22 protein-coding genes are annotated in these 17974 nt (G+C 65.2%); 17 read left to right on the forward strand and 5 right to left on the reverse strand.

The window, feature by feature from the left end:
- Positions 1-46 precede the first annotated feature (46 nt).
- Entirely contained in the window at positions 47-571 is a 525-nt protein-coding gene (locus Q4543_RS08690) for a hypothetical protein (RefSeq protein ID WP_303437467.1), read from the reverse strand.
- A 63-nt stretch (positions 572-634) separates the two neighbouring features.
- Positions 635-1357 carry a 16S rRNA (uracil(1498)-N(3))-methyltransferase gene (locus tag Q4543_RS08695; RefSeq protein WP_303437469.1) on the reverse strand — a complete coding sequence of 241 codons (723 nt, stop codon included), beginning with the start codon at positions 1355-1357 and terminating at the stop codon, positions 635-637.
- A 12-nt stretch (positions 1358-1369) separates the two neighbouring features.
- On the opposite strand from Q4543_RS08695, the gene ubiA reads away from it, so the two are divergent.
- From ubiA to Q4543_RS08715, 4 genes are all read left to right on the forward strand, one after another.
- Positions 1370-2338 (forward strand): 4-hydroxybenzoate octaprenyltransferase, encoded by a 969-nt coding sequence (gene ubiA, locus Q4543_RS08700; RefSeq protein WP_303437471.1) that lies wholly within the window; start codon positions 1370-1372, stop codon positions 2336-2338.
- 62 nt (positions 2339-2400) lie between these two features.
- The gene (locus tag Q4543_RS08705) at positions 2401-4320 is read left to right on the forward strand and encodes an OmpA family protein (protein ID WP_303437473.1); all 1920 of its coding nucleotides are present in this window, start codon (positions 2401-2403) and stop codon (positions 4318-4320) included.
- Positions 4317-4643: a hypothetical protein gene (locus tag Q4543_RS08710; protein WP_216005749.1), complete on the forward strand. Its 327-nt coding sequence runs from the start codon at positions 4317-4319 to the stop codon at positions 4641-4643. The genes Q4543_RS08705 and Q4543_RS08710 overlap by 4 nt, the downstream gene beginning before the upstream one ends.
- 296 nt (positions 4644-4939) lie before the next feature.
- Positions 4940-5593 (forward strand): histidine phosphatase family protein, encoded by a 654-nt coding sequence (locus Q4543_RS08715; RefSeq protein ID WP_216005750.1) that lies wholly within the window; start codon positions 4940-4942, stop codon positions 5591-5593.
- On the opposite strand, the gene Q4543_RS08720 is transcribed toward Q4543_RS08715, so the two are convergent.
- Together Q4543_RS08720 and Q4543_RS08725 are read right to left on the reverse strand one after the other, a co-directional pair.
- A complete protein-coding gene (locus tag Q4543_RS08720) occupies positions 5590-6570 on the reverse strand; it encodes a hypothetical protein (RefSeq protein ID WP_303437476.1) in 981 nt (326 codons plus the stop codon). The two genes, Q4543_RS08715 and Q4543_RS08720, sit on opposite strands and share 4 nt — an antisense overlap.
- A gap of 55 nt (positions 6571-6625) precedes the next feature.
- On the reverse strand, positions 6626-7318 hold the full coding sequence (locus Q4543_RS08725) for a metal-dependent hydrolase (RefSeq protein ID WP_303437507.1): 693 nt from the start codon (positions 7316-7318) through the stop codon (positions 6626-6628).
- Between the two features lie 452 nt (positions 7319-7770).
- Between Q4543_RS08725 and Q4543_RS08730 the strand changes: the two genes are divergently transcribed.
- The 6 genes from Q4543_RS08730 to Q4543_RS08755 all read left to right on the forward strand — a co-directional run bounded on the left by Q4543_RS08730 (position 7771) and on the right by Q4543_RS08755 (position 11977).
- Entirely contained in the window at positions 7771-8535 is a 765-nt protein-coding gene (locus Q4543_RS08730; protein WP_303437478.1) for a hypothetical protein, read from the forward strand.
- Positions 8536-8744: 209 nt separating this feature from the next.
- Complete coding sequence (meaB, locus tag Q4543_RS08735) at positions 8745-9734, forward strand: methylmalonyl Co-A mutase-associated GTPase MeaB (RefSeq protein WP_303437480.1); 990 nt, start codon at positions 8745-8747, stop codon at positions 9732-9734.
- Entirely contained in the window at positions 9731-10531 is an 801-nt protein-coding gene (locus tag Q4543_RS08740) for an alpha/beta hydrolase (protein ID WP_303437481.1), read from the forward strand. The genes meaB and Q4543_RS08740 overlap by 4 nt, the downstream gene beginning before the upstream one ends.
- Before the next feature lie 176 nt (positions 10532-10707).
- Entirely contained in the window at positions 10708-10998 is a 291-nt protein-coding gene (gene rpmB, locus Q4543_RS08745) for a 50S ribosomal protein L28 (protein WP_216005756.1), read from the forward strand.
- Positions 10999-11112: 114 nt separating this feature from the next.
- Positions 11113-11463: a hypothetical protein gene (locus Q4543_RS08750; protein ID WP_303437482.1), complete on the forward strand. Its 351-nt coding sequence runs from the start codon at positions 11113-11115 to the stop codon at positions 11461-11463.
- Between the two features lie 37 nt (positions 11464-11500).
- Entirely contained in the window at positions 11501-11977 is a 477-nt protein-coding gene (locus tag Q4543_RS08755) for a copper chaperone PCu(A)C (RefSeq protein WP_303437483.1), read from the forward strand.
- 39 nt (positions 11978-12016) lie between these two features.
- Here Q4543_RS08755 and Q4543_RS08760 read toward each other — a convergent pair whose 3' ends face one another.
- Positions 12017-12694, reverse strand: a complete 678-nt coding sequence (locus Q4543_RS08760) for a PRC-barrel domain-containing protein (protein WP_303437486.1) — start codon at positions 12692-12694, stop codon at positions 12017-12019.
- 457 nt (positions 12695-13151) lie between these two features.
- Here Q4543_RS08760 and Q4543_RS08765 point away from each other — a divergent pair, with 457 nt between their 5' ends.
- The 7 genes from Q4543_RS08765 to Q4543_RS08795 are packed head-to-tail and all read left to right on the forward strand — an operon-like array spanning position 13152 to position 17973.
- Positions 13152-13295: a hypothetical protein gene (locus tag Q4543_RS08765; protein ID WP_303437488.1), complete on the forward strand. Its 144-nt coding sequence runs from the start codon at positions 13152-13154 to the stop codon at positions 13293-13295.
- A complete protein-coding gene (hemP, locus tag Q4543_RS08770; RefSeq protein WP_216005760.1) occupies positions 13292-13453 on the forward strand; it encodes a hemin uptake protein HemP in 162 nt (53 codons plus the stop codon). Before Q4543_RS08765 ends, hemP begins: the two co-directional genes overlap by 4 nt.
- Positions 13454-13497: 44 nt before the next feature.
- On the forward strand, positions 13498-14754 hold the full coding sequence (locus Q4543_RS08775) for an imelysin family protein (RefSeq protein WP_216005761.1): 1257 nt from the start codon (positions 13498-13500) through the stop codon (positions 14752-14754).
- 13 nt (positions 14755-14767) lie between these two features.
- Positions 14768-15022: a bacterioferritin-associated ferredoxin gene (locus Q4543_RS08780; protein ID WP_216005762.1), complete on the forward strand. Its 255-nt coding sequence runs from the start codon at positions 14768-14770 to the stop codon at positions 15020-15022.
- On the forward strand, positions 15009-15494 hold the full coding sequence (bfr, locus tag Q4543_RS08785; protein WP_216005763.1) for a bacterioferritin: 486 nt from the start codon (positions 15009-15011) through the stop codon (positions 15492-15494). The genes Q4543_RS08780 and bfr overlap by 14 nt, the downstream gene beginning before the upstream one ends.
- The gene (locus Q4543_RS08790; RefSeq protein ID WP_303437489.1) at positions 15466-16992 is read left to right on the forward strand and encodes a di-heme oxidoredictase family protein; all 1527 of its coding nucleotides are present in this window, start codon (positions 15466-15468) and stop codon (positions 16990-16992) included. The genes bfr and Q4543_RS08790 overlap by 29 nt, the downstream gene beginning before the upstream one ends.
- Positions 16993-16995: 3 nt before the next feature.
- Entirely contained in the window at positions 16996-17973 is a 978-nt protein-coding gene (locus Q4543_RS08795) for an imelysin family protein (RefSeq protein ID WP_303437490.1), read from the forward strand.
- Position 17974: the final 1 nt, after the last annotated feature.

Below are 17974 nucleotides of genomic sequence, written 5' to 3' on the forward strand. Positions count from 1 at the left end.
CGTATCGCATTTGTTCGGGCAGGAGTGGGCGGTCCGCCGCTCGATGTCAATGCAGACGGAGGTGTGCGATTCTGCTGGTGGGTTCCTGCCACAGGGTCACCACCTCGCGCGATGTGCCATTGAGCACCGAGAGCATCCGTTCGGTCTGCAGGCCGGGCAGGGCGCTGAAGGCATCGAACAACACCTCGCCGCCGGTGGCATTGACCGGGATTGCCAGCGCGGGCTGGCCCGCCTGATGCAGCATCCAATGCGCCGGTTTGCCCGACGGGTCGAGTTCCAGCCGCGTCAAGGCGTCCAGATCCGCGACCCCGCCGGTGAGGGGCCCCATATAGGTGATGCGCCCCTCGATCACGCGCACGATGCCCGGCCCGCCGCTGCCGGTGCGAAACCGCCCGCGCTGAATGCCGGCCAGCAGCAGCAACCCCCCGGCCAGCGCCACCGCATAGCCCAGCCAGTGCAGCAACCCGCCGCCGGTGAAAAACGCCCAGTACAGACCCAGCGCCAGCACGCCGCAGCCCCAGAGCGCCTCGGACCAGCGGGCAAAGGCGGCGCGGGCTTCGGGGCGGATCATCGGGCTGCCCTGTGAGGTGTGGGCGCTGGCGGAGCCAGCCGGTCTGAATATGGCGCGCGCATCTCAGCTCCAGTCGCCGCAGGCGGTCTGCCACAGCGTCAGCGCCGCCACCGCCGCCGTGTCGGCGCGCAAAATGCGCGGGCCAAGCGCGATCACCCGCGTTTGTGCCATGGCGCCCAGCCGGGCGCGTTCGATGTCGGAAAAGCCGCCCTCGGGGCCGATCAGGATCGCCGCCGGGGCCGGGGCGGCGTCCAGCATCGCGCTGCGCCCGCCGGCCTCGGCCTCGTCGCAAAAGACTAGCGCCCGCTCGGCGGGCCAGTCCGCCAGCAGGGTGTCAAGCTTGGCCAGCTCCGCCACCTCGGGCACGGATAGCGCGCCGCATTGCTCGGCCGCCTCCATGGCATGGGCTTGCAGGCGGTCCTGCCGGATGCGTTCGGAATTGGTGTAGTGCGTCTGCACCGGCAGGATGCGCGCGACCCCCAGTTCGACCGCCTTTTCAACGATGAAATCGGTGCGCGCCTTCTTGATCGGGGCGAACAGCAGCCACAGGTCGGGCGGCATCACTTGCGGGCGCAGCGCCTCGGTGCAGAGGGCAATGCCGCCCTTCTTGCTCGCTTCGGAGATCTCGGCCAGCCATTCGCCATCGCGCCCGTTGAACAGCCGCAGCTTGCCGCCGGTGGACATCCGCATCACGGAAAAGAGATAATGCGCCTGCTCCCGTGTCAGGGGCACAGGTTGTCCCGCCCCAAGCGGGTGATCTACAAACAGTCTAATCTTCGCAGTCATGAGGCGCAGCATATGGCCCCCACCGAGACAAGACCAGAGGCAGATGGACGGGTCCGCGACGCGGTGCGCGGCAACTGGGTCGATCATCGCGCTCCGGCCTGGACGCGGCCTTACCTGCGGCTCAGCCGGGCCGACCGGCCGATCGGCACATGGCTTTTGCTGCTGCCCTGCTGGTGGGGGCTGCTGCTGGCCATAGTCAGCGACGGGCGGGCCAGCTGGTACGATCTGTGGGTGTTTGCCGGCTGCGGTATCGGGGCGCTGTTGATGCGCGGCGCGGGCTGCACATGGAACGACATCACCGACCGGCATATCGACGGCAAGGTGGCGCGCACCGCGTCGCGCCCGATTCCCTCGGGGCAGGTGACAACACGGCAGGCGCTGGTCTGGGCGGTGATCCAGTGCCTCGTGTCCTTTGCCATCCTGCTGAGCTTTGCCCCGATGGCGATTGCGCTGGGGGTGCTGGCGCTGCTGCCGGTCGCGATCTATCCTTTTGCCAAGCGGTTTACATGGTGGCCGCAGGTGTTCCTTGGCATCGCCTTCAACTGGGGCGCGCTGCTGGCGTGGACGGCGCATAGCGGATCGCTGGGGCTGCCGGCGGTGCTGCTGTACCTGTCGGGCATGGCGTGGACGCTGTTCTACGACACGATCTACGCCCATCAGGACAAGGAAGACGACGCACTGATCGGGGTCAAATCCACCGCGCGCCTGTTCGGAGACGCGGCAACCCCGCGCTGGCTGGCGATCTTCCTTGTGGCGTCGGTGGCGCTGATGGGGCTGGCCATCGCGCTTGCGGCCCCGAGCGGCGCGTTCCTGACGCTGGGGCTGCTGATCGCCGGGCCATGGGCCTTTGGCTGGCATCTTCTGTGGCAGATGCGCAAGCTGGATGTGAATGACAACGACCGGTTGCTTGTGCTGTTCCGGTCCAATCGCGACGCCGGTTTGCTACCTGTGCTGTTTTTCGCCGTCGCGCTGCTGGCCTGATTGCGCCACCGAAGCCCGAGGCTTATCAGGTTCTGAAATAACAAGAAGGAAACCGCGGACCCATGCGCCTGTCACGACTCGCCATTCCCGCAGCGACGCTGTCCGGCGCCGCCCTGCTGTGCATCCTTCTTGCGGTCTTTGCCGTCTTTCTGGTCGAGCGCAGCTCGCGCGAGGCGGTGGTGGACCGGCTCGATGTCGAGGAACTCGACTGGGCCGAGGTCGATGTGAACGGCCTTCAGGTCTTTCTGATCGGCGAGGCCCCGGATGAGGCAGCGCGCTTCAAGGCGGTCACGGCCGCAGGAAGCGTGGTCGACAGCGCGCGGGTGATCGACCAGATGCTGGTCGCAGAGGCAGAACAGATCGAGCCGCCGCGCTTTTCGGTCGAGATCCTGCGCAACGACGATGGCATCTCGGTGATCGGGCTGGTGCCGGCGCAGACCGACCGCGAAGAGCTGCTCGAGGGCTTTCGCACCACGGTTGGCGACACCGGCGAGGTGTCTGACCTGCTGGAAACCGCCGATTTCACCGTGCCCGAAGGCTGGGACGCTGCGCTGCGCTTTGCCGAGCGCAGCCTTGCGCAACTGCCGCGCTCGAAGATCTCGGTCGGGGCGGGCACGGTGTCGATCAAGGCGATGACCGAAAGCGTCGAGGATCGCCGCCGTTTGCAGGCGGATCTGAAGCGCAGGGTGCCGACAGGCGTGACGCTGGTGCTGGACCTGTCGGCGCCGCGCCCGGTGATCACACCGTTCACGCTGCGTTTTCTGATCGACGACGACGGGCCGCGATTCGATGCCTGTTCGGCCGATACCGAAACCTCGCGCGACATGATCCTTGGCGCAGCGCAGGCGGTGGGCGCCCCGGCCAGCGAGACCTGCCGCCTCGGGCTGGGCGTGCCGTCGCGCCGCTGGGCCGATGCAGCGGCGATGGCAATCGGCGCGCTGTCCGAACTGGGGCGCGGCTCGGTGACCTTCTCGAACGCGGATATTGCGCTGCTGGCCGAAGAAGGCACCGAACAGGCCCTGTTCGACCGGGTGGTCGGCGAGCTTGAAAGCGGTCTTCCCGATGTCTTCGCGCTGCACGCGGTGCTGCCGGAAACCCCCGATGCCGCCGACCAGGGGGTGCGCGAATTCACCGCGACCCTATCGCCCGAAGGCGCGGTGCAACTGCGCGGGAGGGTCAATTCCGAGATCACCCGCCAGACCGTCGACAGCCTCGCCCGGGCGCAGTTTGGCTCGGATAGGGTCTATACTGCGGCGCGGGTCGACGAAGATCTGCCCAACGCCTGGGCGACGCGGGTTCTGGCGGGAATCGAGGCGCTCGGAGAGCTGTCCAACGGCGCCGTCCGGGTGACCCCGGACAGGGTGACGGTGTCGGGCAACACCGGCAACAAGGATGCAAACGACGAAATCTCGGTGCTGCTTGCCGATAAGCTGGGCGATCAGGCCGAGTTTGAGATAAACGTGACCTATCAGGAAAAGCTCGACCCGGAACTGGGCATCCCGACGCCGCAGCAATGCGAGGCACAGATCGTCGAGATCATCGGAGACCGCAAGATCACCTTCGAGCCGGGCTCGGCGAATCTCGATGCTTCGGCCAAGGACGTGATGGATGATATCGGTGAATTGCTGAAACTCTGCGGCGATATCCCGCTGGAAATACAGGGCCATACTGACAGTCAGGGTCGCGAGGAGATGAATCAGCAGCTGAGCCAGGAACGCGCCCAGTCCGTGCTCGACGCGCTGCGCAATCGCAACGTTTTGACCGCCTCCTACAGGGTGAAAGGGTACGGAGAAGAAGAGCCCATCGCTGACAATGGCAGCGAAGAGGGCCGCGAAGCGAATCGGCGCATCGAGTTCCGGCTGATCGCGCCCGAAGCCGAACAAGAGGCGGAAACCACGCTGGAAGAGCTTGAAGATACGGGCTCCGCAGGCGATACGGAAACCGCCGGAGACGATGCCGGCGCGGACGGGGCCGGGGAATGAACAGAACCGAATTCGTTATCGCCACGGCGATCATTCTCTTCGTAGCATATTGCATGGGCTGGTTTTCGAACTGGCTGGTGAACCGGTTCAAGCGTATCAGCCAGGCCGATGTCGACCAGCTCGAACGTATGAGCCAGGAGTTGCACGAGGCGGAAGAAACGCGCGATCAGGCGATTACCTATCTTCAGCAGCGCGAGGCGGAGCTGACCAACCAGCTGGCGCAGACCGAGGCCGAACTCGCCGCCGCCATGGAAGGGCTGCGCGAAGCCCGCCACGAGGCCGAGGAAATGCGCTCGTGGATCGAGCGTCACCAGCAGGCCTGACCTTTCCGAAACGGCGCCGCGTACCGCGGCCCATGGAAGCCTCGCTCCGCCTTGCGGCGGAGACGTCGGCCTGCGGGCGCCCCTTGCCAATGGCGCACCGTCTCTCGCAAGGATGCACCTCTTGCAGGGGCCTCCGGGCGGCAAGCAAGAGGCCCGACAGGGTCCGCGGCCTCGGTTTCTTCTGGCCGAAAATATCCCGGGGGGAGGCTCCGCAAGGAGACGGGGGGCAGCGCCCCCCTTGCGGGTTTTCATTTCGTGCAACGGCTCGTATGAGGCAGGCGAAAGGTAGGTGCCAAATGTCCCATGTCACTCTGGTACGCCACGGTCAGGCCAACAGCTCCGCGCGCGACGAAGTCTCCTACGACAAGCTCAGTGATCTGGGGCATTGTCAGGCGCGCTGGCTCGGAGAGCACCTGCGCGGCACCGGCGAGCGCTTTGCGCGGGCCTATTGCGGCACCTTGCGGCGGCATCGTGAGACTGCCGATGCCATGGCGCTGGGGCTTGATCTGGTGATCGACCCCCGCCTCGATGAGCTGGAATATTTCACCATGGCGCAGATCTGCGAGGCGCAGTACGGCATCGATATGCCGAATGGTCGCGAAGAATTCGCGCTGCACATGCGGCGGATGTTCGGGCTATGGCGCGACAATGCGATAGATGGCGCACCGGTGCCCTTCGCGACGTTCGAAGCGCGCGTCAGCGAGGTGCTCACCGAGATCGCAGGCGGCGAGGGGCGGGCCGTCGTGGTGACATCTGGCGGGGTGATCGGCATGGCGATGCGGGTGACGATGGAGCTGGGGCTTGGTGCCTTTGCCAATGCCTGCCTTGCGATCGAGAACAGTTCGATGCACCGGTTTCAGCCGATGTCCACCGGGCTGGTGCTGACGCAATTCAACGCAGTGCCCCATCTGGAAGACGCAGAGCGGGCGCTTTCGCGCACGCATCTTTAACGCATCCAGAAGCCCTCGCGCTTCAATCGGTTGCGGATCGCCTGTTCGCGCACCGGCAGGTCGTTGCGATCAAACAGCGCGCGCGCCTTGTGCCCGCGCCCCTGATAGAGCGTGCGCAGCAGCGGCTCGTATTGCTTGAGCACTTTCTTGATCCGATGCGGCGCGGCGATCTCTTCGAGCAGTTGCACCACCGCATCGCTTTCGCGCGCATAAAGCAGCGGGAAGGTGCGGTAATGGCAGGTCACCGATCCGTCGAGCAGCCCCGGCGGCAGCGCGTCGCGCCCGCCGCCAAAGGAATGGATCACCAGCGGCAGCGCCACCTGATCCAGCCACGGATCGAAGTCCTGACAGATCAGCGCCTCGGGCGGATCGTCACGAATCGTCAGTGCGTAGTCGAGGAACCGCTGGCCGAAACGCCTTGGGCAGCTGTGAAAGAAGAAGCCGGCGTTGAAATAGAGATAGCGCCGCCAATGTTCATCGGGCCAGCTCAGATCCAGCGAGCTGTCGAAATTCAGCCCGAAACGATCGTAGAGCGCCTTCCACGTCGCGGTATAGCCCGGCCCGTACAGCTCGATCTTCGGCCAGGTGTTCTCGCGGCGCAGCGACGCGGTTGGGCGGTCGAAATCGAAGGGCACGCGCGACAGATCGTCCAGCACCAGCGTGTCGGTGTCGAAGAACACAAAGGGCTCGCCCTCGGGCAGGGCGGCCAGTGCCTCGATCTTGTTGCCATAGGGGTAGGACTGGCCGAAATGCCGGGTCTCGAAGGGCAGGATCGTGGCGCCATGGTCCTCAATAATGGCGCGGATCTCGGCGTCCGTGATGCGCGGGTCGCGCTCCCACAGAGCGTTGGGCTGGGGCTCCGCGACGAACAGCTTCACCCCCGGCGAGCTACGTGCCAGCGAGACAGCGAACAGCACCGCCTCGTATTGCAGCCGGCCTGCTTGGCCGATGATCATCACGTTGAATTGCCCGCTCATCCGCGCCCCTCTTTTGCGCCACAATAGGCAGGGAGGCGCGGCGAGGAAAGCGGGCTCAGAGCGTGATCGGCTCGAGCACCTGCGGCTCGATCACCCGAACGCCGGGCAGTTCGGCGGCAAGCACCTCGGCATCCTGTTCGAGTGCGCCGAAGGTGCGATAGTGCATGGGAATTACCGTCGTGAAGTCGAAGTATTTCTTTGCCGCCCAGCCGGCCATTTCCATGTCCATGGTGTAATAGCCGCCCGCCGAGAGGATGCCGACGGTGGGGGCGTAATACTCCCCGATCCACGCCATGTCGGCCATGATCGTGGTGTCGCCCGAGAAATAGATGCAGTGCCCGTCGCCGCGGATCACGTAGCCGACTTCCGATCCGGTGTACTGGACCTTGCCATCGACCATCATCGACGAGCTGTGCGAGGCGGGCACCATGCTGACCGCCACATCGCCGAACATCGCGGTGCCGCCCTTGTTGAAGGCGTGCCCAACCGTGACGCCCTGCGCCTTGAGCACCGAGGTCAGCTCGAACATTCCCGAAACCGGCAGCCCGGTTTCCCGGGCGATGCTCACCACATCGTCGGTGTGGTCAAAATGGCCGTGGGTCAGCAGGATCTGCGTCGCGCCATCAAGCGCCTCGGCGCGACGCTCGTCGGGCAGCATCGGGTTTCCTGACAGCCACGGATCGACAAGGATGACCTCGTCGGCAATCTCGAAGCGAAAGCTGCCATGGCCTAGCCATATGATCTGCATGGAAATGTCCTCCGTGATGTGCTTCATCGACGATAGCGCGTCGGGCGGCATGGTAAAGCCCACCCGTGCGCGCAGACCTGTCACTCCAGTCCTGCACGCAGAGGCGATGACATGCGCTTCTGGATCCTGCGCAGTGGCCACAGATCGAGCCGCCCAACTGGTACAGCGCGACATCTTGCAACCGTCGAGCAGGCAAAGCGTCCGGCCGATATGGGGCTGGTGGCCGTCGATGTCCCGCCGGCATGAGGGGGCCACACTGGGCCGCGGGGCGCTGCCTGTCGACATGGCGCTCGGCGATAGATCGGACCCGGCGCGGCGGTGATGCCGGGCAAGCTGGACCGAGAAATCAGGGCACTGGCTGGAAAACCTGTTTCGACCACATCGCGGCCCGTGTCCGCGCGGCCGAAGGCGTGTCGCATTTTCAGCAAGCGCCGATATGCACCGGAAAATTCTTGGTCGTCTTTGCACTGGTGCAGGTGGCTCGGGTTTGCGATGTTGCCTTGGCGCGGCGATGCCTGTTTGGAGGTGGATTTGGTCGCGCTGATCCCGACAATGCAGCGCTACCGATGCACATGGCGGTCAGGGCGTCGCAATTCCAGGCGCTGATCGCCGAGGCGTCCGATGGAAGAAACACGGCGGTGTTGGCGACCTGCGCGCATTCCGATGCAACAGTCACCGGGTTAGCAGCCGACGCTCCGCTGTCAAAGCGCACCGGCGCCGCGATGATGCGCGAGAAGAGCGCCCTTGCCGTAGCCAGGGGCGCGTCGCAGCGCCACACACAGATCGAAGCGCAGAACGCGGATCTTGCGCAGAGCGGTTACCGGGCGCTGGGGGTGGCTCGCAGGGATGCAAGCTGGCGCTTCTTCGGGCTGCTCATCGACCCACCGCGCCCAGATGTAGGCAGCACGCTGGCCGAAGCGCCTCGCATGGGGCGCGGTCAAGATTATCGGCGATCACGTGGCCATTGCCCCGCCAACATGGAACGCTCGCCAGGCGGCACCAGGACAGGTTTTCTTAAAGCGATTGTCCCGGGCAATTGTGCCTGTTCTTCACTGCCGACGCGACGCAAGTGCAGATACGCTGCTGGCGGCTTGCAGGCGTATCGTGGCGCCAGTGTGCTGGGCGATGTCGCTTCTGCTTTGGGGCTGCTATTTTGCGGTCTTGCCGATAAGAGCTGCGATCGCCACTCTGGTGCGCCGCCTTGGAGCGCGTTTTGAGAGGGCGAAGGGGGCGCTGCCCCCCGTCTCCTTGCGGAGTCGCCCCACGGGATATTTTTGGCCAGAAGAAACTTGGGCGCGGCGCATAGGCCTCTTCTGGCCCTAAATATCCCCACCGGAGGCATCCGATATCGCGGCCAAGACGGGGGGCTGGACAAGGGGGCGCGGGGCGGGTTCTTTCAGCCCCGACACGGTTGAGGGGCAGCACCATGGATATTGAGGATCTTGCGGAACGTATCCTGAGCGGAGAACGGCGCGCTCTGGCGCGGGGGATCACGCTCGTCGAAAGTGGGCGGGCGGATCATCGGGCCATGGCGCGCGATCTGATCGAAAGGCTGCGCTGCGCGGGGCGTGAGGCCATGCGCATCGGGTTGTCTGGTACGCCTGGCGTCGGCAAGTCGACCTTTATCGAGAGTTTCGGCATGATGCTGGTTGCGCAGGGGCTGAGGGTCGCTGTGCTGGCGGTTGATCCGAGTTCGGCGCGCTCGGGCGGCTCGATCCTTGGGGACAAGACGCGCATGGAGCGGCTGTCGCGCCATCCGGGGGCGTTCATTCGCCCGTCGCCCTCGCAAACACATCTTGGCGGCGTGGCGCGGCGCACCCGCGAGGCTATCGATCTGTGCGAGGCGGCGGGGTATGATGTGGTGTTGATCGAAACCGTCGGTGTGGGCCAGTCGGAGACCGTGGTTGCCGAGATGTCGGATCTGTTCATGCTGCTGCTAGCCCCCGCGGGCGGCGATGAATTGCAGGGGGTCAAGCGTGGTATCATGGAGACCGCGGATATGATCCTTGTGAACAAGGCGGATGGCGATCTCAAATCCGCCGCGACGCGCACCTGCGCTGATTACGCCGGGGCGCTGCGCCTGCTGCGCAAGCGCGCGCAAGACCCCGAGGGTTTTCCTAAGGCGCTGACCGTCTCTGCGGCGCTTGAGAACGGGCTCGACAGTGCTTGGGCCGAGATGCGCGCGCTTCAGGCATGGCGAAGAGAGAATGGCCATTTCGCCCGGCGCAGGGCCGAGCAGGCGCGATTCTGGTTCGAGGCCGAGGTCCGCGAAGGGCTGCTCGCTCGCCTGCGCCGCGAGCCGGTAAAGGGCGCGATGGCGGCGCTTGCCGCGCGGGTCGAAGCGGGTGAGATCACCGCCGCCGCCGCTGCGGACGAGCTGCTTGCGACCTATCTTGGGGAGAGCCTTCCGGCATGACGCCCGAGCGGGTCTTTGACGGGGCGCTGTTGCGGGCGGATCTGTTCAAGGGCGCGCGCAAACGGCTGTTTGTCAGCTTTCGCCAGCGGGTCGGCACCGCCGGGAGTTTCGAGGATGTGCGCCCGGTGCGGGCCTTCACCGCACGGGGCTATGCGCATCTGCATATCCAGAGCCTGTGGAACGACTGGTTCGTCAATGCCGAGACCACGGCGCTGGAAGACGCCCTGCGCGGGCTGGCGCCGCGCTACAGGCGCGCCGTGGCGATGGGGTTTTCCATGGGCGGCTACGGCGCGCTGCGGTTTTCCGCCGTGCTGGGGTTGGCGCAGGTCATCGCCATCGCGCCGCAGGTCTCGGTTCATCCAGATGAGGTGCCGTGGGATCGGCGCTACCGGGACGAGTCGCAGGGGTTCGATCGGCAGGCGGGGGATCTGGCGCGCCACGGCCACAAGGGCCTTGAGGGCGCGCTGCTGTGCGATCCCTTTGTCGGTGCCGATCTGGCCCATGCCCGGATGGCGCAAACGCTGTTTCCCAAGCTGCGGATCTGCCGTCTGCCGGGCGGGGGGCATCCTCCGAGCCGCGTCTTGCGACAGGGTGGCAGGTTGCCCGATCTTCAGGCGCAGTTGGTCGATGGCGGCATCGATGCGGCAGAGATCATTGCGCTGCACCGCGCCTCGCGGCGCTGCTCGCCAAGTTATTTCCGGCATATGCAGCGGTACGCCAAGGCCCGCCGCCCGGCGCTGGCAGAGCGTCTGGCCGCGATGGGGCAGGCAGCTGTACCCGTGGTCGACAAAGGTTAGGGCAAGGACTTGAAAGGAAGGGTTGACGCCCAAGGGCCTTGAAGCTAGAGAAGCCCGACCAGATTCCGGGGGCCCCTGCGGGCGGCACCCTTTCCATATTGGCGAACCCGCCGGCGCTGGCAGTGCAATATCTGTCAGTCTTGGTGGTCCGCCCCGAACGCAAAAGGATGTACCCGATGTCGCGCGTATGCGAACTGACCGGCAAAGGCCCGATGACGGGTCACAACGTAAGCCACGCCAACAACAAGACCAAGCGTCGCTTTCTGCCGAACCTGAACGACGTGAGCCTTCAGTCCGAGACCCTTGGCCGCCCGGTCAAGCTGCGCATCTCGGCGCATGCGCTGCGCTCTGTCGACCACCGCGGTGGTCTCGACAAGTTCCTTGACAAGGCCAAGGACGTCGAACTCAGCGCCGCGGCACTGAAGGTCAAGAAAGAGATCGCCAAGGCGCGCGCAGCCGCCGTCTGATCGGTTGTGGCATTGCGCCACGCACAGAGTTATCCACAGCTCCGGTGTCACCACACCGGGGCTGTTTCCTTTTGTCGCGGGACAGAAATTTCCGATTAGCCTAGTTTTGCGGCGATGGTGAGAAAAACTTATCCACTGATTGGCATTCTGCTGACTCTGGCGCTGGCATTGACCGGCTACCAGATGGCGGTGGCGCGTGCGCAGCCGGTCCCGGCGGGGCAGATCGTCATCTGTTCGGGCATGGGCCTTGTCACCGTCATGGTCGATTCGGATGGCCAGCCGGTCCAGCACAGCCACCTGTGCCCGGATGGTCTTTTGACGCTGTTCAACGGGCTGGGCGTTGCGTGGATAGCGCCGGGCAGGGAGCAGCGCTGGCTGGTCTTGCCCGCCTTTGCCAAGGCCATGCGCGGCGCCGGGCGCAGGTTGCCCGCCGTGCAGGCGCGTGATCCTCCGGCGCGGGCTTGACGTTCCGGCAGACCATAGACAGACCAAAGGACATCTGATGAAATCGTTTCTTCTTGCGGGCGCGGCTGCGCTTGCGCTTGCCACATCGGCTCAGGCTGACATCGTGATCCATGACGCCTATGCGCGCAGCGCCATGGCGACGGCGCCCACCGGGGCTGCCTTCATGCGGATCGAGAATACCGGCGACAGCGACGACCGGCTGGTATCGGTTGCCTCTGATGCGGCCGAGCGGGTCGAACTGCACACTCATATCTCCGATGCAAACGGGGTGATGAAGATGGCCGAGGTCGAGGACGGCTTTGCGATTCCCGCTCATGGCGAACATGCGCTTCAGCGCGGCGGCGATCACGTCATGTTCATGGGGCTGAGGGCGCCGTTCGAGCAGGACGCCAAGGTCATCGTGACACTGACTTTCGAGAAAGCAGGCGAAAAGCGGGTGGAGATTCCCGTCGATCTGGCCCGCACGCCGATGCATGGAGGGGGCGGCGCGGGCCATAAGAACACGGGCAACTGACCTAGAGGCGCGCCTTGCCGGGGCGCGTTGCATATCTTTTCAGCTGGTAAGATGATCCGGGGTTGGGGCGGTCTCCATTTCCGATGCGGGCAGATCGAGCACGAGATGCCCGCCCTTGGCCCCCGGAGCGCGGTGCGACAGCGACGAGAACGGCAGGGCGCGACGGTCCTGCGAAAAGAAACCGCCGTGGGCCACGATGAAATAGTCGAGCCGATTCGCCTCGGCATTCCACAGTATGTCGGCCAGATGCCCCATTTCGGCGTCGCGCCCGAACACCGGGCGTTCCAGCCAGCGCCCAAGCCGGTCGTAGCGGTCCAGCGCCGCCTCGGCGCGCGGGTCGGTCTGGCGCTCGGCATCGTCGCCGGACCCCAGCATCGCGGCCAGCGCCAGCGGCGCATGAGTCGCGCCGAACGGCCCGACCACCAGTGGCGGCATCACACCGAACAGCGCATCGATCTGCGCGGTCTCGCCGGTCCAGTGCGGGGCGCGGCTGAGCTCTTCCTCGGTGATCCGCAGCGGCACGCGCCGGGTTTGCGGATCGGGTCGGCCCATCAGCGACGCCGGGGCCAGCGCCTGCCCGCCGCCGCCCATGCCGGTTCCCAGCGACAGATAGACCAGCTGCCGCGTACCCGCATCGAACACAAGGTCGCTCAGAACCAGATCGGGCGCATCAGCGGCGATGGTCCATGTCAGCATGTCGGTCAGGCTCAGCAGCATCGGGTGTCCTCCTTCAAGCCGGGGCTCGGCCATGTCTTGCAAGTATAACCGGGTTGCAAAGCCATTGGTTCCGGAACCGAAGCGCCCCGCCGAGGGTTAGGATTTCAACCACCACAGGAGGCAGCCATGTCCGTCGATATCTTCATCGCTGGTCTGGCCGGACTCACGATCATCGGTGTCCTCATCTTTGCGCTGACCAGCGCCAAAGACCGAGATGACGACATCCGCTGACCAAGCGGACCGAACCAGACCGCAGAACCACATCAAGCGAGGGGGCGCCTTGGTCGTTCCCTCGTTTTTTGCGTGGGTTTTCACCATCTGCCCTGCGTGTTTTGCGATCTTAAAGATGAGTGAAACTGTCAGGTTGACATATCCGATGCTTTTGCTCAGATATGAGGGCGTCCAGCCACCCCGCGATCCGGGGCAGCCCGACCTGACCGGAACAAGGAGGCTGACAATGACCCAGACCATTCGTATTGCGCAGGCCGCTCGCCCGCGCCGGGACGATCTGATCCAGCTTGTGCTGGGGGGGCTGTGGCCCGCAGAGGCGGCGCTCGAGGCGCTGCTGGACCGTATCGAGGCAGGGGAGGCCGCACGATGATGGAGCAGCGATTCGATACCGAGCGCGCCACCCCCGCGCTTCCCCGCCACCGTGCCCGCGACATGACCGATGGTGGCAACATCGCCGAAATCGAGCTCGACGGGCAGGTCTATACCCTGCGCATCACCAAGGCCGGCAAGCTCATCCTGACCAAGTGATCCCGTCAGCCAACCTTTAGAATAAACGCCAACGAGGACAGTTCATGAAATTCACCACCTCTACCGCCGTCGCGCTGCTGCTGGCATCGCCCGCGCTGGCCGCCCCCAAGGCCGACGTGCTGACCAATTACGCCGACATCGCGCTGGCGGGATACGAGGACAGCCTGACCACCGCACAAGCGCTTGAAGCCGCGGTGGACGCCCTGATCGCCGATCCGTCGGAGGCAACGCTGGCCGCTGCGCGCGATGCGTGGCGCGGCTCGCGCCCGTCCTATCAGCAGACAGAAGTCTTTCGCTTCGGCAACCCGATCGTCGACGAGTGGGAAGGCAAGGTGAATGCCTGGCCGCTGGATGAGGGGCTGATGGACTACGTCTCGGAGGATTACGAAGGCCCGACCGACGAAAATGAATACGCTGCGCTGAACATCATCGCCAACCCGTCGGTCACCATCGCCGGGCAGCAGATTGATGCGTCTGAAATCACCGCCGAGCTGATCGCCGATACGCTCAATGAGGCGGACGGGGTCGAATCCAACGTGGCGCGTGGCTATCACGCCATCGAATTCCTGCTCTGGGGGCAGGATCTCAACGGCACCGGCCCGGGGGCCGGGGAACGCCCGTTCACCGATTACGCGCAGGGCGATGATTGCACGGGTGGCAATTGCGACCGGCGCGCCGATTACCTCAAGGCCGCGACCGCGCTGCTGGTGGCCGATCTGCACGAGATGGTCGACGCATGGGGCAGCGATGGTGCCGCTCGCGCCGCGCTGATGGAAGACGAGGATGCCGGCATCACCGCCATGCTCACCGGCATGGGCTCCCTGTCCTATGGCGAGCAGGCGGGCGAGCGGATGCGCCTTGGCCTGATGCTCAACGATCCCGAGGAAGAGCACGACTGTTTCTCCGACAACACCCATATCTCGCATTTCTACGACGGGCAGGGCATCCAGAACGTCTATCTTGGCAGCTATACCCGCATTGATGGCAGCACCGTCGAAGGGCCGTCGCTGTCCGAGCTCGTGGCCGAGATCGACCCGGAACTCGACACCGAGATGAAGGCCAAGCTGGACACCACCATGGCGGCGCTTGGCGACATCGTGGAGGCGGCCGAGGGCGGCTTTGCCTATGACCAGATGCTGGCGCTTGGCAACGAAAAGGGCGAAGCGCTGATCATGGGCGGCGTCGACGGGCTGATCGATCAGACCCGCACCATCGAGCGCATCGTGGCAGAGCTGAACGTCTCGGATGTGGCGATCGAAGGCTCGGACAGCCTCGACAACCCCAACGCGATCTTCCAGTAAAAGGGTCGGCAAGATGATCGTCTGTAGTTGCAACGGTATATCGGACAAAGATATCAATGCAGCCATCGACTGGATGCGCGCAGCGGACCCCCAGACGATCATCACCCCCGGCAAGGTCTATCATGCTCTGGGGAAAGCGGCCGATTGCGGAAGCTGCATGCCGCTTTTCCTGCACATGATGCGCGCGAACGCCAACCTTGAAGTACCCATGGAACTCCGTGGCCTAAGGCCTCGGACCTACAAAGGAAAATCCAATGAAGGGCGATGAGAAGGTCATCGAATATCTCAACCGGGCGCTGCGCTCGGAGCTGACGGCGGTCAGCCAGTACTGGCTGCATTACCGGCTTCAGGAAGACTGGGGCCTTGGCCACATGGCCAAGAAAAGTCGCGAGGAGTCCATCGAAGAGATGAACCACGCCGACAAGCTGATCACCCGGATCATCTTTCTCGAAGGCCATCCCAACCTGCAAAAGCTCGACCCGCTGCGCATCGGTCAGACGCCCAAGGAAACGCTTGAGGCGGATCTGGCGGCCGAACACGAGGCGCGCACACTGTATATCGAGGCGCGCGACCATTGCGAGTCGGTCAAGGATTACGTGTCCAAGGATCTGTTCGAAGAGCTGATCGCCGATGAGGAAGGCCATATCGACTTTCTCGAAACGCAGCTCGATCTTTACGCCCGGCTGGGCGAAGCAGGTTACACGCAGGTCAATGCCTTCCCGATGTCTGAAGCCGAATAAGGCGCTCGTCTGCGTCGCCCTTGTCTGGGGCGGCGCGGCATTCGGGGCAGAGCCGGCAAGCGATCCGCAGCTGTCCCAGATTCCCCGCACCAAGGCCGAACAGGCGCGCATTTCCGCAGCCGTTGCCCCGACCACTGATTTCACCGCGCCAGAGCCGTTCGAGGCCCGTCCCGCCGGGGCCGCCACCGTGCCCGCCCGGCGCGACGCGCAGGCCTTTGCCCAGCCCGCAGCGGGGATTCTGGGCGAGGCACTGATGGGCTGGCATCTTGGTCAGGCGCTGTTCGACAAGCTCTGGGCACCTTCGCCGTCTTCGACCCGCGCCTCCGATGGGCTCGGGCCGCTGTACAATGCGCGCTCCTGTCAGGCTTGCCATATCCGCGACGGGCGCGGTCATGCGCCGGACGGAGGCGGCGCGGTGTCGATGGTGCTGAAACTGTCGGTGCCAGCCGATCCAGAGGCCGATGCGCCCGCGATCGAGGACTGGATCGCCACCGCGCCAGACCCGGTCTATGGCATCCAGATTCAGGATTTCGGCGCCATCGGCCAGCCCGCTGAGGCGCAAGTTGATGTCAGCTACGAATCGATTGAGGTGCCGCTGTCAGGGGGCGAGACCGCGACCCTGCGCAAGCCGCGCTACACCGCCGCCGCGCTTGGCTACGGCCCGCTGGCGCCCGGCGCCATGCTCAGCCCGCGCGTGGCGCCGCAGATGATCGGGCTGGGGTTGCTCGAAGCGATTCCAGCGGCCGAGATTCTTGCCCGCGCCGATCCGCAAGACAGCGACGGCGATGGCATTTCGGGGCGCGCTGCCATCGTCTGGTCGGTCGAATACGGCCAACCCATGCTTGGCCGCTTTGGCTGGAAGGGGATAGAGCCGACGATCCGCGATCAGATTGCCTCGGCGTTTTCCACCGATATCGGCATCTCGACATGGTTGCGCCCCGCCGCCGCCGGCGATTGTACCGCCGCGCAGACCCGCTGCACCGAGGCCCCGCATGGCGTGGATGCCGAAGGGGCCGAAATCTCGCGCGAGGCGCTGGAGACCGTCGTGCATTTCAGCCGCAGCCTTGGCGTGCCCGCCCGGCGCGACATGGACGATGCACAGGTGCTGCGCGGCAAGCAGCTGTTCCATGACACCGGCTGCACCGCCTGCCACACCCCCAAACATGTCACCGCCCGGCTGACCGACGCGCCAGAGCGCAGCTTTCAGCTGATCTGGCCGTTCACCGATCTGCTGCTGCATGACATGGGCGAGGGGCTGGCCGATCACCGCCCCGAGGGGCGCGCCACCGGGCGCGAATGGAAGACACCACCGCTCTGGGGCATCGGCTTGACCGGGCAGGTTTCGGGCCATACCCAGTACCTTCATGACGGACGCGCGGGCTCGCTTCTTGAGGCGGTGCTCTGGCACGGCGGCGAGGCACAGCGCCAGCGCGATGCCGTCACTGCCATGCCTCCCGCCGACCGTTCTGCTCTGATCCGCTATCTGGAAAGTCTCTGACCCATGCGCCACCTTGCCCTGCTCGCCCTGATTGCCGCCACCCCCGCCAGCGCCGGGGTGCCCGAGGCATTGGACGAGGTCATCCTGCCCGGCTTTGCGGGCTTTGCCGAAGCGGCGACAGCGCTATCGGTCGCCGCCTCCGCCGATTGCACGCCCGAGTCGCTGAAGGCGCCGTGGAACGCCGCCTTCGATGCCTGGACGCAGATTGGTGACATTCGCATTGGCCCGTCGGAAACCGGCGCGCTTGGCGTTGCCTTCTGGCCCGATGTGCGCGGCTTTACCCCGCGCACGCTGGGCAATCTCATCAAGGCCGAGGCAGAGGTCGGCACCGACCCCGCGGCCTATGCCGAAGTGTCCATCGCCGGGCGCGGGCTGTTTGCGCTGGAACGGATGTTCTACGACGCCGATTTCTCGGGCTACGAGGCGGGCAGCTATTCCTGCACGCTGGTGCAGACCATGACCGCTGAACTCGCCGCGCAGGCTGGCGCGCTCGACGCCGGGTGGGAGGGCTTTTCCAAGGTGCTGCTGAGCGCTGGCGAGGAGGGCAACACGCTGTACCTCAGCGAGGGTGAGGCGATGGATGTTCTGTATACGCAGGCGCTGTCGGGGCTGGAATTTTCCGACGTGGCGCGGCTGGGCAACCCGCTGGGCAGCTTCGAGCGCCCGCGCCCGACCCGGGCTGAGGCGTGGCGCTCAGAGCGCAGCTTGCGCAACGTGCTGTTGAATGCCGATGCCTCGGTGGCACTGGCCCACGCGGTCGGAGGCATTCCGCTGCCGGTGACCGATGCCGCGCTGGCGCGGTTGCACGAGCTGGCGGAGCGGGTGAGCGACCCGTCGTTTCAGGACATCGAAGACCCCTCGGCCCGGCTGCGCGTCGAGATCGTGCAGCAGCAGGTCAACGCCATCGGCGAAGCCATCAAGGGTGAGCTTGGTGCCGCGCTAGGCCTGACCGCCGGGTTCAATTCGCAGGATGGAGACTGAT

The sequence above is a fragment of the Salipiger sp. 1_MG-2023 genome (assembly GCF_030547555.1).
Taxonomy (GTDB): domain Bacteria; phylum Pseudomonadota; class Alphaproteobacteria; order Rhodobacterales; family Rhodobacteraceae; genus Salipiger.

What these genes read in the sequence shown, in the direction of transcription:
- Q4543_RS08690 (WP_303437467.1), bottom strand. Translation starts at nt 571, where the DNA reads ATGATCCGCCCCGAAGCCCGCGCCGCCTTTGCCCGCTGGTCCGAGGCG.
- Q4543_RS08695 (WP_303437469.1), bottom strand. Translation starts at nt 1,357, where the DNA reads ATGACTGCGAAGATTAGACTGTTTGTAGATCACCCGCTTGGGGCGGGA.
- ubiA (WP_303437471.1), top strand. Translation starts at nt 1,370, where the DNA reads ATGGCCCCCACCGAGACAAGACCAGAGGCAGATGGACGGGTCCGCGAC.
- Q4543_RS08705 (WP_303437473.1), top strand. Translation starts at nt 2,401, where the DNA reads ATGCGCCTGTCACGACTCGCCATTCCCGCAGCGACGCTGTCCGGCGCC.
- Q4543_RS08710 (WP_216005749.1), top strand. Translation starts at nt 4,317, where the DNA reads ATGAACAGAACCGAATTCGTTATCGCCACGGCGATCATTCTCTTCGTA.
- Q4543_RS08715 (WP_216005750.1), top strand. Translation starts at nt 4,940, where the DNA reads ATGTCCCATGTCACTCTGGTACGCCACGGTCAGGCCAACAGCTCCGCG.
- Q4543_RS08720 (WP_303437476.1), bottom strand. Translation starts at nt 6,570, where the DNA reads ATGAGCGGGCAATTCAACGTGATGATCATCGGCCAAGCAGGCCGGCTG.
- Q4543_RS08725 (WP_303437507.1), bottom strand. Translation starts at nt 7,318, where the DNA reads ATGCAGATCATATGGCTAGGCCATGGCAGCTTTCGCTTCGAGATTGCC.
- meaB (WP_303437480.1), top strand. Translation starts at nt 8,745, where the DNA reads ATGGATATTGAGGATCTTGCGGAACGTATCCTGAGCGGAGAACGGCGC.
- Q4543_RS08740 (WP_303437481.1), top strand. Translation starts at nt 9,731, where the DNA reads ATGACGCCCGAGCGGGTCTTTGACGGGGCGCTGTTGCGGGCGGATCTG.
- rpmB (WP_216005756.1), top strand. Translation starts at nt 10,708, where the DNA reads ATGTCGCGCGTATGCGAACTGACCGGCAAAGGCCCGATGACGGGTCAC.
- Q4543_RS08750 (WP_303437482.1), top strand. Translation starts at nt 11,113, where the DNA reads ATGGTGAGAAAAACTTATCCACTGATTGGCATTCTGCTGACTCTGGCG.
- Q4543_RS08755 (WP_303437483.1), top strand. Translation starts at nt 11,501, where the DNA reads ATGAAATCGTTTCTTCTTGCGGGCGCGGCTGCGCTTGCGCTTGCCACA.
- Q4543_RS08760 (WP_303437486.1), bottom strand. Translation starts at nt 12,694, where the DNA reads ATGCTGCTGAGCCTGACCGACATGCTGACATGGACCATCGCCGCTGAT.
- Q4543_RS08765 (WP_303437488.1), top strand. Translation starts at nt 13,152, where the DNA reads ATGACCCAGACCATTCGTATTGCGCAGGCCGCTCGCCCGCGCCGGGAC.
- hemP (WP_216005760.1), top strand. Translation starts at nt 13,292, where the DNA reads ATGATGGAGCAGCGATTCGATACCGAGCGCGCCACCCCCGCGCTTCCC.
- Q4543_RS08775 (WP_216005761.1), top strand. Translation starts at nt 13,498, where the DNA reads ATGAAATTCACCACCTCTACCGCCGTCGCGCTGCTGCTGGCATCGCCC.
- Q4543_RS08780 (WP_216005762.1), top strand. Translation starts at nt 14,768, where the DNA reads ATGATCGTCTGTAGTTGCAACGGTATATCGGACAAAGATATCAATGCA.
- bfr (WP_216005763.1), top strand. Translation starts at nt 15,009, where the DNA reads ATGAAGGGCGATGAGAAGGTCATCGAATATCTCAACCGGGCGCTGCGC.
- Q4543_RS08790 (WP_303437489.1), top strand. Translation starts at nt 15,466, where the DNA reads ATGCCTTCCCGATGTCTGAAGCCGAATAAGGCGCTCGTCTGCGTCGCC.
- Q4543_RS08795 (WP_303437490.1), top strand. Translation starts at nt 16,996, where the DNA reads ATGCGCCACCTTGCCCTGCTCGCCCTGATTGCCGCCACCCCCGCCAGC.